We start from the raw sequence: 17485 nt of genomic DNA on the forward strand, positions 1-17485 counted from the left end.
CGGGCGGATCTCACCCGATGTCGGGCGGATCGATCCGCACCCGCACCGCTTCGCCGTTCCCCCGCGCCGCCCGCGCCATCCGCGCCGCCTGGGCGGACTTCAGCGCGCCGGCCAGCGCCGCGCCGCTGCCCGGCGGCACCCGGATCAGCGCCCGCTCCCACTGTTCGCCGGGAGGCGGCGCCCCGGGCCGCCGCGGACGCCCCGCGGCCGTGACGGGCAGCGGGACCGGCCCCAGCACCTCGGCCTCGCGCGGCAGCTCCACCGCCCGGAGGAACTCGGCCACCGCCTCCCCCGTCCCCGACACGGCCGCCATCCGCGACACCGGCGGAAAGCCCAGCTCGGCACGTTCGGCCAGCTCCCGCACGGCGTGGCCGACGGGGTCCCACCGCACCAGTGCCTGAACCGGCCGCAGGGTCGGCTCGGCGACCACGACGACCGTGCCGCCGTCCGGCTGCGGCCGGACCAGCGCCGCGGCGGCGAGCCATCTGCGCAGCGCGTCCTCCCCTGCCCGCAGGTCGGGCCGTCCGAGCATGGCCCAGCCGTCCAGCAGCAGCGCCGCCGCGTACCCGCCCTCGGCGACGGGCTCGGCGCCCGGCGTGCTCACGACCAGCGCGGGCGTCCCCGGCACCGTGTCGAGCACGTGCTCGCGCCCCGAGGTCCGCACCGGTACGGCGGGGAAGGCGCGCCCCAGTTCCTCGGCGGTCCGCCGCGCCCCCACGACCTGGGCCCGCAGCCGGAACGCGCCGCACTCCGGGCAGTGCCAGCCGCCCTCCTCGCGCCCGCACCAGCCGCACCGCAGCTCGCTGTGCGACTCCCGCGCCTCCAGCGGTCCGGAGCAGTGCCGGCACCGCGCCGGCTCCCGGCAGGCCGCGCACGCCATCCGCGGCACGTATCCGCGCCGGGGCACCTGCACCAGCACCGGCCCGTGCCGCAGCCCCTCCCGGGCGGCCTGCCAGGCCAGGGTCGGCAGCCGGGCGGCCCGGGCCGCCTCGTCGCGGGCCAGGTCTCCGTCCCCCACGGTCCGTACGAGCGGGGCGGCGGCCCGCACCCGCTCCCGGGCGGCGACCAGCGGCCGGGCCCACCCGGTCTCCACGAGCTGGGCGGCCTCGACGGTGCAGGCGACGCCGCCCAGCAGGAAGCCGCACTTGTCGTGGGCGGCCCGCAGCAGCAGCACCTCGCGCGCGTGGGGCTGCGGGGCGTGCGGTTCGCTGTGGCTGTCGTCGCCGTCGTCCCAGAGGGCGACCAGCCCCAGGTCCCGCACCGGGGCGAACATGGCCGCGCGGGTCCCGACGACGGCCCGTACGGAGCCCCGCCGCACGGCGAGCCACTGCGCGTACCGCTTCTCGGGCCCGGCGTCGGCGGTCAGCACCGCGTGGTGTCCCCGGCCCAGCAGCGAGGTCAGCGCGGCGTCGACCCGGGCGACCGCCCGCCCGTCCGGCAGCACGGCCAGCGCGCCGCGCCCGGAGGCGAGCGTGGCCGCCATGGCCCGCGCCAGCTCCTCGCTCCACCACGGTCCGGGCAGCGCGTTCCACACGGCGCGGGGTGCGCCGCCCGCGGCCAGGGACTCCAGGAAGGCGGCTCCCCGCTCGTAGCGGGTCCAGGTCCCCGCCCCGGGCGGGGCGGGCGGCGGGAGCGGCGCGGGCGAGGGCCGCCGCTCGGCCCGCGCGTTGCGCGGCGGCACGGCGAGCTGCAGCACGTCGGCGAGGCTGCCCGCGTACCGGTCGGCGACGGCCCTGGCGAGTCCCAGCAGTTCCTCGCCGAGCACCGGCTCCGGCGACACGACCTGGGCGAGCGCGGCCAGCGGGCCGGAGTAGTCGGACTCGGCGCGCCGCTCGACGAGGAACCCGTCGATCAGCCCGCCGCCCTCGCGGCGCCCCTCCCGGACCCGGTGCCGTCCGGCCCCGAACCGCACCCGCACCCGCACGCCCGGCTGCGCGTCCGCGTCCAGTTCCTCGGGCACCGCGTAGTCGAAGTACCGGTCGAGATGGAGTACGCCCTTGTCGACCAGCACGCGTGCGACGGGCAGCTCCTTGGCGAGCGCCGCCCCCCGCCAGGTGCGCGGTTTGGCGCGCGGTGTCTTCGCCCGGCGGACGCTCTCCCGGATGAGCGCGAGCTGCTCGGGCGGCGCGCCCTCCGCGCCACCGCCCGCCTGTCCGTTCTCGCTGCTCACGCTTGCATTCTTACCAAAGCCCACCGACAGCCGGAGCCGGGTGCCGGACGCCGGGCACGCGTGAGGCCCGGCGCCCCGAGGGGGCACCGGGCCTCACATGGTCCTGCGGTACGTCTTACAGCCCCGCGGCCTTGCGCAGCGCGTCGACGCGGTCGGTGCGCTCCCAGGTGAAGTCGGGCAGCTCGCGGCCGAAGTGGCCGTAGGCGGCGGTCTGGGCGTAGATCGGGCGGAGCAGGTCGAGGTCGCGGATGATGGCGGCCGGGCGGAGGTCGAAGACCTCGTCGATCGCCTGCTCGATCTTCTCCGGCTCGATCTTGGCGGTGCCGAAGGTCTCCACGAACAGGCCGACCGGCTCGGCCTTGCCGATGGCGTACGCCACCTGGACCTCGCAGCGGGAGGCCAGGCCGGCCGCCACGACGTTCTTGGCGACCCAGCGCATGGCGTAGGCGGCGGAGCGGTCCACCTTGGACGGGTCCTTGCCGGAGAAGGCGCCGCCGCCGTGGCGGGCCATGCCGCCGTAGGTGTCGATGATGATCTTGCGGCCGGTCAGGCCGGCGTCGCCCATCGGGCCGCCGATCTCGAAGCGGCCGGTGGGGTTGACCAGGAGGCGGTAGTCCTCGGTGTCCAGCTTGATGCCGTCGTCCAGGAGCGCCTTCAGCTCCGGCTCCACGACGAACTCGCGGATGTCGGGAGCGAGGAGGGAGTCCAGGTCGATGTCGCTCGCGTGCTGGGAGGAGACGACGACCGTGTCGAGGCGGACGGCCTTGTCGCCGTCGTACTCGATGGTGACCTGGGTCTTGCCGTCGGGGCGCAGGTAGGGGATCGTGCCGTTCTTGCGGACGTCCGACAGGCGCTTGGACAGGCGGTGGGCGAGGAAGACCGGCAGCGGCATCAGCGTCGGCGTCTCGTCCGTGGCGTAGCCGAACATCAGGCCCTGGTCGCCGGCGCCCTGCTTGTCCAGCTCGTCGTCGTCGCCCTCGACGCGGGCCTCGTAGGCCGCGTCGACGCCCTGCGCGATGTCCGGCGACTGCGCGCCGATGGAGACCGAGACACCGCAGGAGGCGCCGTCGAAGCCCTTCTTGGAGGAGTCGTAGCCGATCTCCAGGATCTTGCCGCGGACCAGCGTCGGGATGTCCGCGTAGGCCTTGGTCGTGACCTCGCCGGCCACGTGCACCAAGCCGGTGGTGATCAGGGTTTCGACGGCGACCCGGGAGGCCGGGTCCTCGCGCAGAAGCGCGTCGAGAATGGTGTCGCTGATCTGGTCAGCGATCTTGTCGGGGTGACCCTCGGTCACGGACTCCGAGGTGAACAGGCGACGGGACACAACGCTCCCTGGGGTTGCAGCGGCTGCTGGCTGATCATGGTCGGACGACGCGGGGAGCTGCACCCGGCGACGTCCTTGAACAGTTTATCGGTCGCGCTCGGCCGCGGGCCCACCTGTCTCGCCTCTCGGGAGCGCTGTGACCTGCGGCACGGGCATTCTGCCCAATGCCGTGCGCCCTGGCCAGGGGCGCCACGCTCGGAAGGGCGAGATCCGGCTGGCCGTGAGGGGCCGGGCGGTCAGGCGAGCCGGTCGGCCACAAGGTCCCAGACGGTGTCGGCCAGGGCCTCCTTCGGGCCGTGCGGGACGGGGGTCTCGCTGCCGTCGGCGCCGAGCACGACGGCCTCGTTCTCCTCGGCGCCGAAGGTCTTGCTCTCCCCCACCTCGTTGACCACGAGGAGGTCGCAGCCCTTGCGCTTCAGCTTGGCCCGGCCGTTGGCCAGGACGTCGTCCGTCTCGGCGGCGAAACCGACGACCACCTGGCCGGGGCGGGCCCGGCCGGCGGAGATCTCCGCGAGGATGTCCGGGTTGCGCACCAGGGCGATGGGCTCGGGGTCCCGGTCGTCCTTCTTCTTGATCTTCCCGGCCGCGTAGGCCGCCGGGCGGAAGTCCGCGACCGCCGCGGCCATGACCACCGCGTCGGCGTCGGCCGCCGCGCGCAGCACGGCCTCCCGCAGCTCCACGGCCGTGCCCACCCGGACGACGTCCACGCCCGCCGGGTCGGGCAGCGCGGTGTTGGCCGCGATCAGCGTGACGCGGGCGCCGCGCGCGGCGGCCGTGCGGGCGAGGGCGTAGCCCTGCTTGCCCGAGGAGCGGTTGCCGAGGAAGCGGACCGGGTCGAGGGGCTCGCGGGTGCCGCCGGCGCTGACGACGACGTGCCGGCCGGCGAGGTCCGGGCCGGTCGCGCCCCGGGCCAGCACCCGGCGGCAGAGCTCGAAGATCTCGGCCGGGTCGGGGAACCGCCCCTTGCCGGTGTCGGCGCCGGTGAGGCGGCCGACGGCGGGCTCGACGACGACGGCGCCGCGGCGGCGCAGCGTCGCCACGTTCTCCTGGGTGGCCGGGTGCTCCCACATCTCCGTGTGCATGGCGGGCGCGAAGACGACCGGGCAGCGGGCGGTGAGGAGGGTGTTGGTGAGGAGGTCGTCGGCGAGGCCGTGGGCGGCCTTGGCGAGCAGGTCCGCGGTGGCCGGGGCGACGACGACCAGATCGGCGTGCTGCCCGATCCGCACGTGCGGCACCTGGTGGACGTCGTCCCACACCTCGGTGGAGACGGGGTGGCCGGACAGGGCGGACCAGGTGGCCGCGCCGACGAAGTGCAGCGCGGAGGCGGTGGGGACGACCCGGACGTCGTGTCCCGACTCCGTCAGTCTGCGCAGCAGCTCGCACGCCTTGTAGGCGGCGATGCCGCCGCTGACCCCCAGGACGACCTTCGGCTTGTCCACCGTCTCTCCCCGCTCTCCCCGGATCCGGCTCCGGCTCCGGATCTCGGAACCGCTCACCCCCATGACACACCACAGGCCCGGCAGTCGTGCTGCCGGGCCTGTGGAAAAGTCAGCTGCAGGCTGAAAATACTACTGACCGGGGCCCTCGACGGCCTCGGAGGTCAGCAGTCCCGCGTTGATCTCGCGCAGGGCGATCGAGAGCGGCTTCTCGTGGACGTGGGTGTCGACGAGGGGACCGACGTACTCGAGGAGACCCTCGCCGAGCTGCGAGTAGTACGCGTTGATCTGGCGGGCACGCTTGGCCGCGTAGATCACGAGGCTGTACTTCGAGTCCGTGGCCTCGAGGAGCTCGTCGATCGGCGGGTTGATGATGCCCTCGGGCGCGGAGATGGAAGAGGACACGCTCTACCTTCCGATGGATGGGAAAGAATCAGTCAGCGTGATCCGTCACGATCACACAACGTCCATCAAGGCTAGCAGCTCGCCCGCCACGTCCTCGACGGAGGTGTTGACCAGGGTCACGTCGAACTCCGGCTCGGCCGCCAGCTCGACCCTGGCCGCCTGGAGGCGGCGCTCGATCACCTCGGGCGACTCGGTGCCCCGGCCGGTGAGCCTGCGCACCAGCTCCTCCCAGGACGGGGGAGCCAGGAACACCAGATGGGCCTCGGCCATGGACTCACGGACCTGCCGGGCGCCCTGCAGGTCGATCTCCAGGAGGACCGGGACCCCCGCTTCCAGGTGCTCCTGGACGGCCGCGCGCGGCGTGCCGTAGCGGTTGCCGGCGAACTCGGCCCACTCCAGCAGTTCGCCGTTGGCGATCAGCTTGTCCATCTCCTCGTCGGTGACGAAGAAGTAGTGGACCCCGTGCTGCTCGCCCGGGCGGGGCTTGCGGGTCGTCGCCGACACCGACAGCCAGACCTCGGGATGTTCCTTGCGCATATGGGCGACGACCGTGCTCTTGCCGACCCCCGAGGGGCCGGAGAGCACGGTCAGCCGCGGACGTTCACTCATGCAGCGATTATTCCAGCTGTCCCGGAGTGGTCCGGACTCAGTTGCCGGTGCTGCCGAATTCGCGCTCCAGGGAGGCGATCTGGTTGGAGCCGAGACCCCGCACGCGGCGGCTCTCGGAGATGCCGAGTCGCTCCATGATCTGCTTGGCGCGGACCTTGCCCACGCCCGGCAGCGACTCAAGGAGGGCGGAGACCTTCATCTTGCCGATGACGTCGTTCTCCTGGCCCTGCTTGATGACCTCGTGCAGGGAGGCGCCGGAGTGCTTGAGTCGATTCTTGACCTCGGCCCGCTCCCGGCGAGCCGCGGCGGCCTTTTCGAGCGCGGCTGCGCGCTGTTCAGGGGTAAGGGGCGGAAGAGCCACGCCTACGTCACCTCGGATGTCGAACTGTCGGATACGGACCGGTGAGGAACCTAGTCGCCCCACACCTGGGGAGCCACGAGCAACACGCTTGCCCGTCGACTCTCGTCGGAGACTAGCGGGCAAGTCCGCCAGAGTCAGCGAGAACAGCGGAAAAGTCCTGGTCAGCCTCCGCCAGGACGGACATTTAGGACATATTCCCTCGGATTTGGGGATGGATCCAGACTCAAGTCCGTCCTGGGTCCACTCGTCCGAGGGGCCCAAAGGGGTCGCGCGGGGTCGCCGCCCCGCGCGTGAGGAGCCCCGCACGGCCGAGGAGAGCGTCACACCCGTGCTCCCGGCGCCGCCCCGCGCGCGTGGAGTCCCGGGAGGGTCACGCGGAGGCGACGGCGGCCCGGATCTCCTCCGCGAAGCGGTCCGCCGCCGCGCGCAGCGCCGTGACGTCGGGGCCGTGACGAAGAACACCCCGGCTGACGTTCGGCACCACGTTGCCCACGGCGTCCCCGAAGACCCGGGGCAGGTCCGCCGGGGTGGCCCCCTGGGCGCCGATGCCGGGTGCCAGCAGCGGGCCGTTGACGGCCAGGTCGTACGACGACAGGTCGCCGAGCGTGGCGCCGACGACCGCGCCGAAGGAGCCCAGCGGCTCCTGGCCCGCGTTCTCGGCGGCCAGGTGGGCCAGCATCGTCGCCGCGACGCTGCGCCCGTCGGCCCGGACGGCGTGCTGGACCTCGCCGCCCTCCGGGTTGGAGGTCAGCGCCAGCACGAACAGGCCCGCCCCGCTCTCGCGCGCCAGCTCGACGGCCGGCTTCAGGGAGCCGTAGCCGAGGTAGGGCGAGACGGTCAGCGCGTCCGAGAACAGCGGGGCGCCCGGGCGCAGGAAGGACTCGGCGTACGCGGCCATGGTCGAGCCGATGTCGCCGCGCTTGGCGTCCATGACGACCAGCGCGCCCGCCTCGCGGGCCTCGCGCACCGCCGTCTCCAGGACGGCCACGCCGCGCGAGCCGAAGCGCTCGAAGAAGGCGCTCTGCGGCTTCAGGACGGCGACCCGGCCGGCCACGGCCTCCACGACCGTGCGGCTGAACTTCTCCAGCCCCGCCACGTCGTCGTTCAGGCCCCACTCGGCGAGCAGGGAGGCGTGCGGGTCGATGCCGACGCACAGCGGACCGCGCTCGTCCATCGCGCGGCGCAGCCGTGCGCCGAAGGGCTCCAGAGGGCTCGTGCCGGTCATCGGGGCTTCCTCACGTCGGCGCCGACCGCGTCGGCGAGGGTGGCGTACGGGCTCTGGCGCAGGCGCGCGGCCAGCCCCTTGTGGATGGCGCGAGCGTAGAACGGCCCCTCGTAGATGAAGGCGCTGTAGCCCTGGACCAGCGTGGCGCCGGCCAGGATGCGCTGCCAGGCGTCCTCGGCGGTCTCGACGCCGCCGACGCCCACGAGGGTGATCCGGTCGCCCACGCGCGCGTACAGGCGCCGCAGCACCTCCAGGGAGCGCGCCTTGAGCGGGGCGCCCGACAGGCCGCCGGTCTCCTGCACCGCGGCGGGGTCGGACGTCAGGCCGAGTCCCGCGCGCGCGATGGTGGTGTTGGTGGCGATGATGCCGTCCAGGCCCAGCTCCACGGCCAGGTCGGCGACGGCGTCGACGTCCTCGTCGGCCAGATCCGGCGCGATCTTCACCAGGAGCGGGACGCGCCGGGCGGGGACCGCCCGGTCGGCGGCCTCCCGGACCGCGGTGAGCAGCGGACGCAGGTGGCCGACGGCCTGGAGGTCGCGCAGCCCCGGCGTGTTCGGGGAGGAGACGTTGACGACCAGGTAGTCGGCGTGCGGGGCGAGCCGCTCGGCCGACTTCACGTAGTCGGCGACGGCCTCGGCCTCCGGGACGATCTTGGTCTTGCCGATGTTGACGCCGACGACCGTCTTGAAGACGGGCCTGCGGGAGGCCAGGCGGGCGGCGACGGCCAGCGAGCCGTCGTTGTTGAAGCCCATGCGGTTGATCAGCGCACGGTCCTTCACCAGCCGGAACAGCCGCTTCCTGGGGTTGCCGGGCTGCGGCTCGCCGGTCACCGTGCCGATCTCGACGTGGTCGAAGCCGAGCATCGCCATGCCGTCGATGCCGACGGCGTTCTTGTCGAAGCCGGCGGCGAGCCCGAAGGGGCTGTGCATCCGCAGCCCGAACGCCTCCGTGCGCAGCTCCTTGTGGCGGGGCGCGAGCGCGGCGGCGACGAAGGTGCGCAGCACGGGGACGCGGGCGGTGCGGCGGATCCAGCCGAAGGCCAGGTGGTGGGCCTGCTCCGGGTCCATCCGCTGGAAGAAGAGGCGGAAGAAGAGCTTGTACATGTCTGGTGTGTCCTCATGAAGAGGGGGACACCGTTTCCGGTGTCCCCCTCGGGGCTGCTAGTCGCGGGCCGCGGTCAGGAATTCCGCGTGTTCCTGGAGCGAGCGGACGCCCACGTCGCCGTGGTGGAGGGCGTCGATGCCCTGGACCGCCGCGGCGAGCGCCTGGACCGTCGTCAGGCACGGCACGGACCGCGCCACGGCCGCCGTACGGATGTCGTAGCCGTCGAGGCGGCCGCCGGTGCCGTACGGGGTGTTGACGATGAGGTCGACCTCGCCGTCGTGGATGAGCTGGACGATGGTCTTCTCGCCGTTCGGGCCCTCGCCCTCGGACTGCTTGCGCACGACCGTGGCGTTGATGCCGTTGCGCTTGAGGACCTCGGCGGTGCCGGAGGTGGCCAGCAGCTCGAAGCCGTGGGCGACCAGCTCGCGCGCCGGGAAGATCATCGAGCGCTTGTCGCGGTTGGCGACCGAGATGAACGCCCGGCCCTTGGTGGGCAGCGGGCCGTAGGCGCCCGCCTGCGACTTGGCGTAGGCCGTGCCGAAGACGGAGTCGATGCCCATGACCTCGCCGGTGGAGCGCATCTCCGGGCCGAGGACGGTGTCGACGCCGCGGCCGTGGATGTCCCGGAAGCGGGACCACGGCATGACGGCCTCCTTGACGGAGATCGGCGCGTCGAGCGGGAGCTCGCCGCCGTCGCCGTGCTTGGGCAGCAGGCCCTCGGCGCGCAGCTCGGCGATGGTGGCGCCGAGCGAGATGCGGGCGGCGGCCTTGGCCAGCGGCACCGCGGTCGCCTTCGAGGTGAAGGGGACGGTGCGCGAGGCGCGCGGGTTGGCCTCCAGGACGTAGAGAATGTCCCCGGCCAGCGCGAACTGGATGTTGATCAGGCCGCGCACGCCGACGCCCGCGGCGATGGCCTCGGTGGAGGCGCGCAGCCGCTTGATGTCGAAGCCGCCCAGCGTGATCGGGGGCAGGGCGCACGCCGAGTCGCCGGAGTGGATGCCGGCCTCCTCGATGTGCTCCATGACGCCGCCGAGGTACAGCTCCTCGCCGTCGTACAGGGCGTCGACGTCGATCTCGATGGCGTCGTCGAGGAAGCGGTCGACCAGGACCGGCCGGGAGGGGCTGATCTCGGTGGACTCGGCGATGTACGACTCCAGCCGGGTCTCGTCGTAGACGATCTCCATGCCGCGTCCGCCGAGGACGTAGGAGGGGCGCACCAGGACCGGGTAGCCGATCTCGTCGGCGATGGCCTTGGCCTCGGCGAAGGTGGTGGCGGTGCCGTGCTTGGGGGCCGGCAGGCCGGCCTCCTTCAGGACGCGGCCGAAGGCGCCGCGGTCCTCGGCGGCGTGGATCGCCTCGGGCGAGGTGCCGACGATCGGCACGCCGTTGTCCTTGAGGGCCTGCGACAGGCCCAGCGGGGTCTGGCCGCCGAGCTGGACGACGACGCCCGCGACCGGGCCGGCCTGCCGCTCGGCGTGGACGATCTCCAGGACGTCCTCCAGGGTGAGCGGCTCGAAGTAGAGCCGGTCGGAGGTGTCGTAGTCGGTGGAGACGGTCTCCGGGTTGCAGTTGACCATCACGGTCTCGTACCCGGCGTCGCTGAGCGCGAAGGAGGCGTGGACGCAGGAGTAGTCGAACTCGATGCCCTGGCCGATGCGGTTCGGGCCGGAGCCCAGGATGATGACGGCCGGCTTCTCGCGCGGGGCGACCTCGGTCTCCTCGTCGTAGGACGAGTAGAAGTACGGGGTCTTGGCGGCGAACTCGGCGGCGCAGGTGTCGACCGTCTTGTAGACCGGGCGGATGCCGAGGGCGTGGCGGACCTCGCGGACGACGTCCTCGCGCAGGCCGCGGATCTCGCCGATCTGCTGGTCGGAGAAGCCGTGGCGCTTGGCCTCGGCGAGCAGGTCGGCGGTCAGCTCGGGCGCCTCGGCGAGCTCGTCGGCGATCTCCTTGATGAGGAAGAGCTGGTCGACGAACCAGGGGTCGATCTTCGTGTACTCGAAGACCTCCTCGGGGGTGGCGCCCGCGCGGATGGCCTGCATGACCGTGTTGATGCGGCCGTCGGTCGGGCGGACCGCCCGCTCCAGCAGGGTCTGCTTGTCGCCGGGGTCGCCGACGAAGGTGAACTGGCTGCCCTTCTTCTCCAGCGAGCGCAGCGCCTTCTGGAACGCCTCGGTGAAGTTGCGGCCGATCGCCATGGCCTCGCCCACCGACTTCATGGTGGTGGTGAGGGTGGAGTCGGCGCTCGGGAACTTCTCGAACGCGAAGCGCGGGGCCTTGACGACCACGTAGTCCAGGGTCGGCTCGAAGGAGGCCGGGGTCTCCTGCGTGATGTCGTTGGGGATCTCGTCCAGCGTGTAACCGACGGCCAGCTTGGCGGCGATCTTCGCGATCGGGAAGCCGGTCGCCTTGGAGGCGAGGGCGGACGAGCGCGACACGCGCGGGTTCATCTCGATGACGATGACGCGGCCGTCGGCCGGGTTCACCGCGAACTGGATGTTGCAGCCGCCGGTGTCGACGCCGACCTCGCGGATGATCGCGATGCCGACGTCGCGCAGCACCTGGTACTCGCGGTCGGTGAGCGTCATCGCGGGCGCCACGGTGATCGAGTCGCCGGTGTGCACGCCCATGGGGTCGAAGTTCTCGATGGAGCAGACGACCACGACGTTGTCGTTCTTGTCGCGCATCAGCTCCAGCTCGTACTCCTTCCAGCCGAGGATGGACTCCTCCAGGAGCACCTCGGTGGTCGGCGAGAGCGTGAGGCCCTGGCCGGCGATGCGGCGCAGCTCCTCCTCGTCGTGGGCGAAGCCGGAGCCGGCGCCGCCCATGGTGAAGGAGGGGCGCACGACGACCGGGTAGCCGCCGAGCGTCTCGACGCCCGCGAGGACGTCGTCCATGGAGTGGCAGATGACCGAGCGGGCGGACTCGCCGTGCCCGATCTTCTTGCGGACCTCCTCCACGACCTCCTTGAACCGGTCGCGGTCCTCGCCCTTGTGGATCGCCTCCACGTTGGCGCCGATCAGCTCGACGCCGTACTTCTCCAGGACGCCGTTCTCGTGCAGCGAGATCGCGGTGTTCAGGGCCGTCTGGCCGCCGAGGGTGGGCAGCAGCGCGTCGGGCTGCTCCTTGGCGATGATCTTCTCGACGAACTCGGGGGTGATCGGCTCGACGTAGGTGGCGTCGGCGATCTCCGGGTCGGTCATGATCGTCGCCGGGTTGGAGTTCACCAGGATGACGCGCAGGCCCTCGGCCTTGAGCACGCGGCACGCCTGGGTGCCGGAGTAGTCGAACTCGGCGGCCTGGCCGATGACGATCGGGCCGGAGCCGATGACCAGGACGGACTGGATATCGGTGCGCTTAGGCACGCTGGCCCTCCATCAGGGAAACGAAGCGGTCGAACAGGTAGGCGGCATCGTGCGGGCCGGCTGCCGCTTCGGGGTGGTACTGGACGCTGAAGGCCGGCTTGTCGAGAAGCTGGAGGCCCTCCACCACGTTGTCGTTGAGGCAGACGTGGGAGACCTCGGCGCGGCCGAAGGGGGTGTCGGAGACCTTGTCGGTGGGCGCGTCGACGGCGAAGCCGTGGTTGTGCGCGGTGACCTCGACCTTGCCGGTCGTACGGTCCTGCACCGGCTGGTTGATGCCGCGGTGGCCGTACTTCAGCTTGTAGGTGCCGAAGCCGAGGGCGCGGCCGAGGATCTGGTTGCCGAAGCAGATGCCGAACAGCGGGGTGCCCCGCTCCAGCACCGCCTGCATCACGGAGACCGGGTGGTCGGCGGTGGCCGGGTCGCCCGGGCCGTTGGAGAAGAACACGCCGTCGGGGTTGACGGCGTAGACGTCCTCGACGGACGCGGTCGCCGGCAGGACGTGCACCTCGATGCCGCGCTCGGCCATGCGGTGCGGGGTCATGCCCTTGATGCCGAGGTCGACGGCGGCGACGGTGAACTTCTTCTCGCCGATCGCGGGGACGACGTACGGCTCGGTGGTGGCGACCTCGGCGGAGAGGTCGGCGCCCGTCATCTCGGGGGCCTTGCGGACCTCGGCGAGCATGGTGGCCTCGTCGCGGACCGCGTCGCCGGAGAAGATGCCGACGCGCATGGCGCCGCGCTCGCGCAGGTGGCGGGTGAGCGCCCGGGTGTCGATGCCGGAGATGCCGACGACGCCCTGGGCGTCCAGCTCCTCGTCGAGCGTGCGCTTCGAGCGCCAGCTGGAGGGCACGCGCGCGGGGTCGCGCACCACGTAGCCGGAGACCCAGATCTTCCGGGACTCCATGTCCTCGTCGTTGACGCCGGTGTTGCCGATGTGCGGGGCGGTCATCACGACGACCTGGCGGTGGTACGACGGGTCGGTGAGGGTCTCCTGGTAGCCGGTCATCCCGGTGGAGAACACGGCCTCGCCGAAGGTCACCCCCACGGCCCCGTAGGCACGGCCGCGGAAGATCCGGCCGTCCTCCAGGACGAGTACGGCGGGAGTTTTGGCAGCTCCCCTGGTGGAGGTCGTCATCGTGCGCCTTCCGTTTCCGTCTTGTTGATCATCTGGTTCAAGGTCTTGACCCATTCGGTGTGCTCGGCCGCGCGGTCGGAGCGGAAACCGGAGTCGATCGGTTTGCCGCCGTGCTCCCAGGTCACCACCAGCAGCCCGCCCTCGGTGAGGACCTTGCCGGCGATGCCCTTGTCGAGCCGGGCCCCGCGCAGCTGCGCGAGCGGGATGAAGAAGTCGGTCGCGCCGGGGCGTACGACGTCGATTCCCGCGTCCGTCAGCGTGAGCTCGGCCCGGCTGCGGGTGCCCAGGCCGTGCGCCACGATGCGGTCGAGCCACTGCCCGGCGGTGGTGGAGCCGTGGTAGCGGCCGCTCATGCCCAGTTTCGCCGGGCCCGCGTCATCCGGCGCGGTGGGCAGTTCCGGCAGGTCGCTCTGGAGCGTGCCGCGCCACTTCCAGCCCTCGCGCATCAGCCAGTAGACCAGCGCGACGAACAGGAGGAGGCCGACGACCCAGCCGGCGCGTGCGGCCCAGTCGGTCACTTCCGCCGATTCCTTCTCGGCGGCCAGCAGGAGTACAGGTGGTGTCACGTGAGCTTCCCGTCGACGAGCGTGGCCTTGCCCCGCAGCCACGTGTGCGTCACACGGCCCGGCAGCTCACGCCCCTCGTAGGGGGTGTTGCGGCTGCGCGAGGCGAAGCCCGCGGGGTCCACCCGGCCACGGTATGCCGCGTCGACGAGAGTGAGGTTGGCGGGCTCACCGGCCGCGACGGGACGGCCGTGTCCGGTGGCCTGTCCGATCTGCGCGGGCCTGAAGGACATGCGGTCGGCGACGCCGGCCCAGTCCAGCAGGCCCGTGTCGACCATGGTCTCCTGGACCACCGACAACGCGGTCTCCAGGCCGACCATGCCCATGGCGGCGGCGGCCCACTCGCAGTCCTTGTCCTCGTGCGGGTGCGGGGCGTGGTCGGTGGCGACGATGTCGATCGTGCCGTCGGCGAGCGCCTCGCGCAGCGCCATCACGTCACGCTCGGTGCGCAGCGGCGGGTTGACCTTGTAGACCGGGTTGTAGGTGCGCACCAGCTCGTCGGTGAGGAGGAGGTGGTGCGGGGTGACCTCGGCGGTGACCCGGATGCCGCGGGACTTGGCCCAGCGGACGATCTCCACGGAGCCGGCCGTCGACAGGTGGCAGATGTGGACGCGGGAGCCGACGTGCTCGGCGAGCAGCACGTCCCGCGCGATGATCGACTCCTCGGCGACGGCCGGCCAGCCCCCGAGCCCCAGCTCGGCGGAGACGACGCCCTCGTTCATCTCGGCGCCCTCGGTCAGCCGCGGCTCCTGCGCGTGCTGGGCGACGACACCGCCGAACGCCTTCACGTACTCCAGGGCGCGGCGCATGATCTGCGCGTCGTGGACGCACTTGCCGTCGTCGGAGAAGACGGTGACGCCGGCCGCGGACTCGTGCATGGCACCCAGCTCGGCGAGCTTGCGGCCCTCCAGGCCGACGGTGACGGCGCCGATGGGCTGCACGTCGCAGTAGCCGTGCTCCCTGCCGAGCCGCCAGACCTGCTCGACGACACCGGCGGTGTCGGCCACGGGGAAGGTGTTGGCCATGGCGAACACGGAGGTGTAGCCGCCGCTCGCCGCCGCGCGCGTGCCGGTCAGGACCGTCTCGGAGTCCTCGCGGCCGGGCTCGCGCAGGTGGGTGTGGAGGTCGACCAGGCCCGGCAGCAGCACCTTGCCGCCGGCCTCGACGACCTCGGCGCCCTCGGCGTCCAGCCCGGTCCCCACGGCCTCGATGGTCTCGCCGTCGATCAGCACGTCCTGCGGCTCGCCGCCGAGGACCTTCGCACCGCGGATCAGGGTCTTGCTCATGGTTCTACTTCTCCTCAGTGCGGGTCTGGGCGGGCTCGTTGCCGCCGAGCAGCAGGTACAGGACGGCCATGCGGATGGAGACGCCGTTGGCGACCTGCTCGACGACGGTGCAGCGGTCGGAGTCGGCGACCTCGGCGGTGATCTCCATGCCGCGGACCATCGGGCCGGGGTGCATGACGATGGCGTGCTCCGGCATCCTGGCCATCCGGTCGCCGTCGAGACCGTAGCGGCGCGAGTACTCGCGCTCGGTGGGGAAGAACGCGGCGTTCATGCGCTCGCGCTGCACGCGCAGCATCATCACCGCGTCGGACTTGGGCAGCGTGGAGTCGAGGTCGTACGAGACCGCGCAGGGCCAGGTCTCGACGCCGACCGGCAGCAGGGTGGGCGGGGCGACGAGGGTGACCTCGGCGCCGAGGGTGTGCAGCAGGTCGACGTTGGAGCGGGCGACCCGGCTGTGCAGGACGTCGCCGACGATCGTGATGCGCTTGCCGGCCAGGTCCTGGCCGAGCCCGGCGTCCCGGCCGACCAGGCGGCGGCGCATGGTGAAGGCGTCCAGCAGGGCCTGCGTGGGGTGCTGGTGGGTGCCGTCGCCGGCGTTGATGACGGCCGCGTCGATCCAGCCGGAGTTGGCCAGGCGGTAGGGGGCGCCGGAGGCGCTGTGCCGGATGACGACGGCGTCGACACCCATCGCCTCCAGAGTCTGGGCGGTGTCCTTCAGGGACTCGCCCTTGGACACGCTCGACCCCTTGGCGGAGAAGTTGATCACGTCCGCGGACAGGCGCTTCTCGGCCGCCTCGAAGGAGATCCGGGTGCGCGTGGAGTCCTCGAAGAAGAGGTTCACGACGGTGCGGCCGCGCAGGGTCGGCAGCTTCTTGATCGGCCGGTCCGCGACCCGGGCCATCTCCTCGGCGGTGTCGAGGATCAGGACGGCGTCGTCGCGGGTGAGGTCGGCGGCCGAGATGAGATGGCGCTGCATCTTTCAGGCTCCGTAAGGCAGGTCATGCGGAAGAACAGGAGATTTCGGGCAACCGGGCACGCGTGTGGGCGCACCGGGCGGGCCTGCGGCGGGCAGGGCCGCGCGCGAGGCCGGGCGGGGCTAGTGCTGGGTGCCCGGAGCGGTCCGCTTGGCGCCGAGCAGCACGGTGTCGCGACCGTCTTCCTCGGCGAGCTGGACCTTGACCGTCTCCCGCAACGACGTGGGGAGGTTCTTGCCGACGTAGTCGGCGCGGATCGGCAGTTCGCGGTGGCCGCGGTCGACGAGGACCGCGAGCTGGACCGCGCGCGGGCGTCCGATGTCGTTCAGGGCGTCCAGGGCGGCGCGGATGGTGCGGCCGGAGAAGAGCACGTCGTCGACGAGGACGACCAGGCGGCCGTCGATGCCGTCGCCGGGGATCTCGGTGCGGGCCAGCGCACGCGGCGGGTGCATGCGCAGGTCGTCGCGGTACATGGTGATGTCGAGGGAGCCGACCGGCACCGCGCGCTCGGTGATCTGCTCCAGCTTGGCGGCGAGCCGGCGGGCGAGGAAGACGCCCCGGGTGGGAATGCCGAGGAGCACCACGTCGTCGGCGCCCTTGGCGCGCTCGACGATCTCGTGGGCGATGCGGGTCAGTACCCGCGCGATGTCGGGGCCCTCGAGCACGGGCCGCGCATCGGACGCTTGCGTGTCCATACGAAACGGACCTCCTTCTCCGCCTCACGGGACGGACCTTAAAGGACGTCGGAATTGCGCCATCCACGGTAGCAGGTGCCGGAGAGTGCCCAGATCACCGCCCCGGTCCGGCCCGAGGGGCGGTGCGGGGCCACTACCACGGCGGGTGCGGTGTGGACCATTCGGCTTGACGCGGGAGAGTAACGCTGCGTAACCTCACAGTGAGTTACCAACCGCGCGGCAAGGACACCGAGCCAGTCCGCGTCGACACAGTGTCCGGGGAGCCATATGTCCAGCGAATACGCCAAACAGCTCGGGGCCAAGCTCCGCGCCATCCGCACCCAGCAGGGCCTTTCCCTCCACGGTGTCGAGGAGAAGTCCCAGGGTCGCTGGAAGGCGGTCGTGGTCGGTTCGTACGAGCGCGGCGACCGCGCCGTGACCGTGCAGCGCCTCGCCGAGCTGGCGGATTTCTACGGTGTTCCCGTGCAGGAACTGCTGCCGGGCACCACCCCGGGCGGCGCCGCCGAGCCGCCGCCGAAGCTGGTCCTGGACCTGGAGCGGCTGGCCACCGTGCCGGCCGAGAAGGCGGGTCCCCTGCAGCGCTACGCGGCCACGATCCAGTCGCAGCGCGGTGACTACAACGGCAAGGTGCTCTCGATCCGCCAGGACGACCTGCGCACCCTCGCCGTCATCTACGACCAGTCGCCCTCGGTCCTCACCGAGCAGCTGATCAGCTGGGGCGTACTGGATGCGGACGCGCGCCGTGCGGTGGCGTCCCACGAGGAGAGCTGAAACCCCTCCGACCAGCAGAAACGTGCCGCCGGGGTGGCCGGGACCTTGATGGTTCCGGCCAC

Annotated in this window: 15 protein-coding genes; 1 reads left to right on the forward strand and 14 read right to left on the reverse strand. The window is 72.2% G+C overall.

Features of this window, described 5'->3' with window-relative positions; translation table 11 throughout:
* Nucleotides 1–10: 10 nt before the first annotated feature.
* From ABZ340_RS25990 to pyrR, 14 genes are all read right to left on the reverse strand, one after another.
* A complete protein-coding gene (locus tag ABZ340_RS25990) occupies nucleotides 11–2170 on the reverse strand; it encodes a primosomal protein N' (protein WP_358784237.1) in 2160 nt (719 codons plus the stop codon).
* A gap of 115 nt (nucleotides 2171–2285) precedes the next feature.
* Nucleotides 2286–3494, reverse strand: coding sequence for a methionine adenosyltransferase (gene metK, locus ABZ340_RS25995; protein ID WP_358784238.1), 1209 nt, complete (start codon nucleotides 3492–3494; stop codon nucleotides 2286–2288).
* Nucleotides 3495–3730: 236 nt separating this feature from the next.
* A complete protein-coding gene (gene coaBC, locus ABZ340_RS26000; protein WP_358784239.1) occupies nucleotides 3731–4933 on the reverse strand; it encodes a bifunctional phosphopantothenoylcysteine decarboxylase/phosphopantothenate--cysteine ligase CoaBC in 1203 nt (400 codons plus the stop codon).
* A gap of 129 nt (nucleotides 4934–5062) precedes the next feature.
* Nucleotides 5063–5335 carry a DNA-directed RNA polymerase subunit omega gene (rpoZ, locus tag ABZ340_RS26005; RefSeq protein WP_004933985.1) on the reverse strand — a complete coding sequence of 91 codons (273 nt, stop codon included), beginning with the start codon at nucleotides 5333–5335 and terminating at the stop codon, nucleotides 5063–5065.
* 51 nt (nucleotides 5336–5386) lie between these two features.
* The gene (gene gmk / locus ABZ340_RS26010) at nucleotides 5387–5944 is read right to left on the reverse strand and encodes a guanylate kinase (protein WP_358784240.1); all 558 of its coding nucleotides are present in this window, start codon (nucleotides 5942–5944) and stop codon (nucleotides 5387–5389) included.
* 37 nt (nucleotides 5945–5981) lie between these two features.
* Nucleotides 5982–6305: an integration host factor gene (locus ABZ340_RS26015; RefSeq protein ID WP_190206445.1), complete on the reverse strand. Its 324-nt coding sequence runs from the start codon at nucleotides 6303–6305 to the stop codon at nucleotides 5982–5984.
* 370 nt (nucleotides 6306–6675) lie between these two features.
* Entirely contained in the window at nucleotides 6676–7530 is an 855-nt protein-coding gene (gene pyrF, locus ABZ340_RS26020) for an orotidine-5'-phosphate decarboxylase (RefSeq protein WP_358784241.1), read from the reverse strand.
* Nucleotides 7527–8633 (reverse strand): quinone-dependent dihydroorotate dehydrogenase, encoded by a 1107-nt coding sequence (locus ABZ340_RS26025; protein ID WP_358784242.1) that lies wholly within the window; start codon nucleotides 8631–8633, stop codon nucleotides 7527–7529. The genes pyrF and ABZ340_RS26025 overlap by 4 nt, the downstream gene beginning before the upstream one ends.
* A 57-nt stretch (nucleotides 8634–8690) precedes the next feature.
* Nucleotides 8691–11999, reverse strand: a complete 3309-nt coding sequence (gene carB / locus ABZ340_RS26030) for a carbamoyl-phosphate synthase large subunit (protein WP_358784243.1) — start codon at nucleotides 11997–11999, stop codon at nucleotides 8691–8693.
* A complete protein-coding gene (carA, locus tag ABZ340_RS26035) occupies nucleotides 11992–13134 on the reverse strand; it encodes a glutamine-hydrolyzing carbamoyl-phosphate synthase small subunit (protein WP_358784244.1) in 1143 nt (380 codons plus the stop codon). Before carA ends, carB begins: the two co-directional genes overlap by 8 nt.
* Nucleotides 13131–13700, reverse strand: a complete 570-nt coding sequence (locus ABZ340_RS26040; protein ID WP_358784245.1) for a hypothetical protein — start codon at nucleotides 13698–13700, stop codon at nucleotides 13131–13133. The genes carA and ABZ340_RS26040 overlap by 4 nt, the downstream gene beginning before the upstream one ends.
* On the reverse strand, nucleotides 13697–14983 hold the full coding sequence (locus ABZ340_RS26045; RefSeq protein ID WP_358784246.1) for a dihydroorotase: 1287 nt from the start codon (nucleotides 14981–14983) through the stop codon (nucleotides 13697–13699). Before ABZ340_RS26045 ends, ABZ340_RS26040 begins: the two co-directional genes overlap by 4 nt.
* Before the next feature lie 4 nt (nucleotides 14984–14987).
* Entirely contained in the window at nucleotides 14988–15959 is a 972-nt protein-coding gene (locus ABZ340_RS26050) for an aspartate carbamoyltransferase catalytic subunit (protein WP_358784247.1), read from the reverse strand.
* Nucleotides 15960–16079: 120 nt separating this feature from the next.
* Nucleotides 16080–16652, reverse strand: a complete 573-nt coding sequence (gene pyrR / locus ABZ340_RS26055; protein ID WP_358784248.1) for a bifunctional pyr operon transcriptional regulator/uracil phosphoribosyltransferase PyrR — start codon at nucleotides 16650–16652, stop codon at nucleotides 16080–16082.
* Nucleotides 16653–16919: 267 nt separating this feature from the next.
* On the opposite strand from pyrR, the gene bldD reads away from it, so the two are divergent.
* Nucleotides 16920–17423, forward strand: a complete 504-nt coding sequence (gene bldD / locus ABZ340_RS26060) for a transcriptional regulator BldD (protein ID WP_004990661.1) — start codon at nucleotides 16920–16922, stop codon at nucleotides 17421–17423.
* Nucleotides 17424–17485: the final 62 nt, after the last annotated feature.

The organism is Streptomyces sp. NPDC006134 (genome assembly GCF_040628835.1).
In the GTDB taxonomy this organism is placed as follows: domain Bacteria; phylum Actinomycetota; class Actinomycetes; order Streptomycetales; family Streptomycetaceae; genus Streptomyces.

What these genes read in the sequence shown, in the direction of transcription:
- gmk (WP_358784240.1), bottom strand. Translation starts at nt 5,944, where the DNA reads ATGAGTGAACGTCCGCGGCTGACCGTGCTCTCCGGCCCCTCGGGGGTC.
- ABZ340_RS26025 (WP_358784242.1), bottom strand. Translation starts at nt 8,633, where the DNA reads ATGTACAAGCTCTTCTTCCGCCTCTTCTTCCAGCGGATGGACCCGGAG.
- pyrR (WP_358784248.1), bottom strand. Translation starts at nt 16,652, where the DNA reads ATGGACACGCAAGCGTCCGATGCGCGGCCCGTGCTCGAGGGCCCCGAC.
- bldD (WP_004990661.1), top strand. Translation starts at nt 16,920, where the DNA reads ATGTCCAGCGAATACGCCAAACAGCTCGGGGCCAAGCTCCGCGCCATC.
- pyrF (WP_358784241.1), bottom strand. Translation starts at nt 7,530, where the DNA reads ATGACCGGCACGAGCCCTCTGGAGCCCTTCGGCGCACGGCTGCGCCGC.
- ABZ340_RS26050 (WP_358784247.1), bottom strand. Translation starts at nt 15,959, where the DNA reads ATGCAGCGCCATCTCATCTCGGCCGCCGACCTCACCCGCGACGACGCC.
- ABZ340_RS26045 (WP_358784246.1), bottom strand. Translation starts at nt 14,983, where the DNA reads ATGAGCAAGACCCTGATCCGCGGTGCGAAGGTCCTCGGCGGCGAGCCG.
- carA (WP_358784244.1), bottom strand. Translation starts at nt 13,134, where the DNA reads ATGACGACCTCCACCAGGGGAGCTGCCAAAACTCCCGCCGTACTCGTC.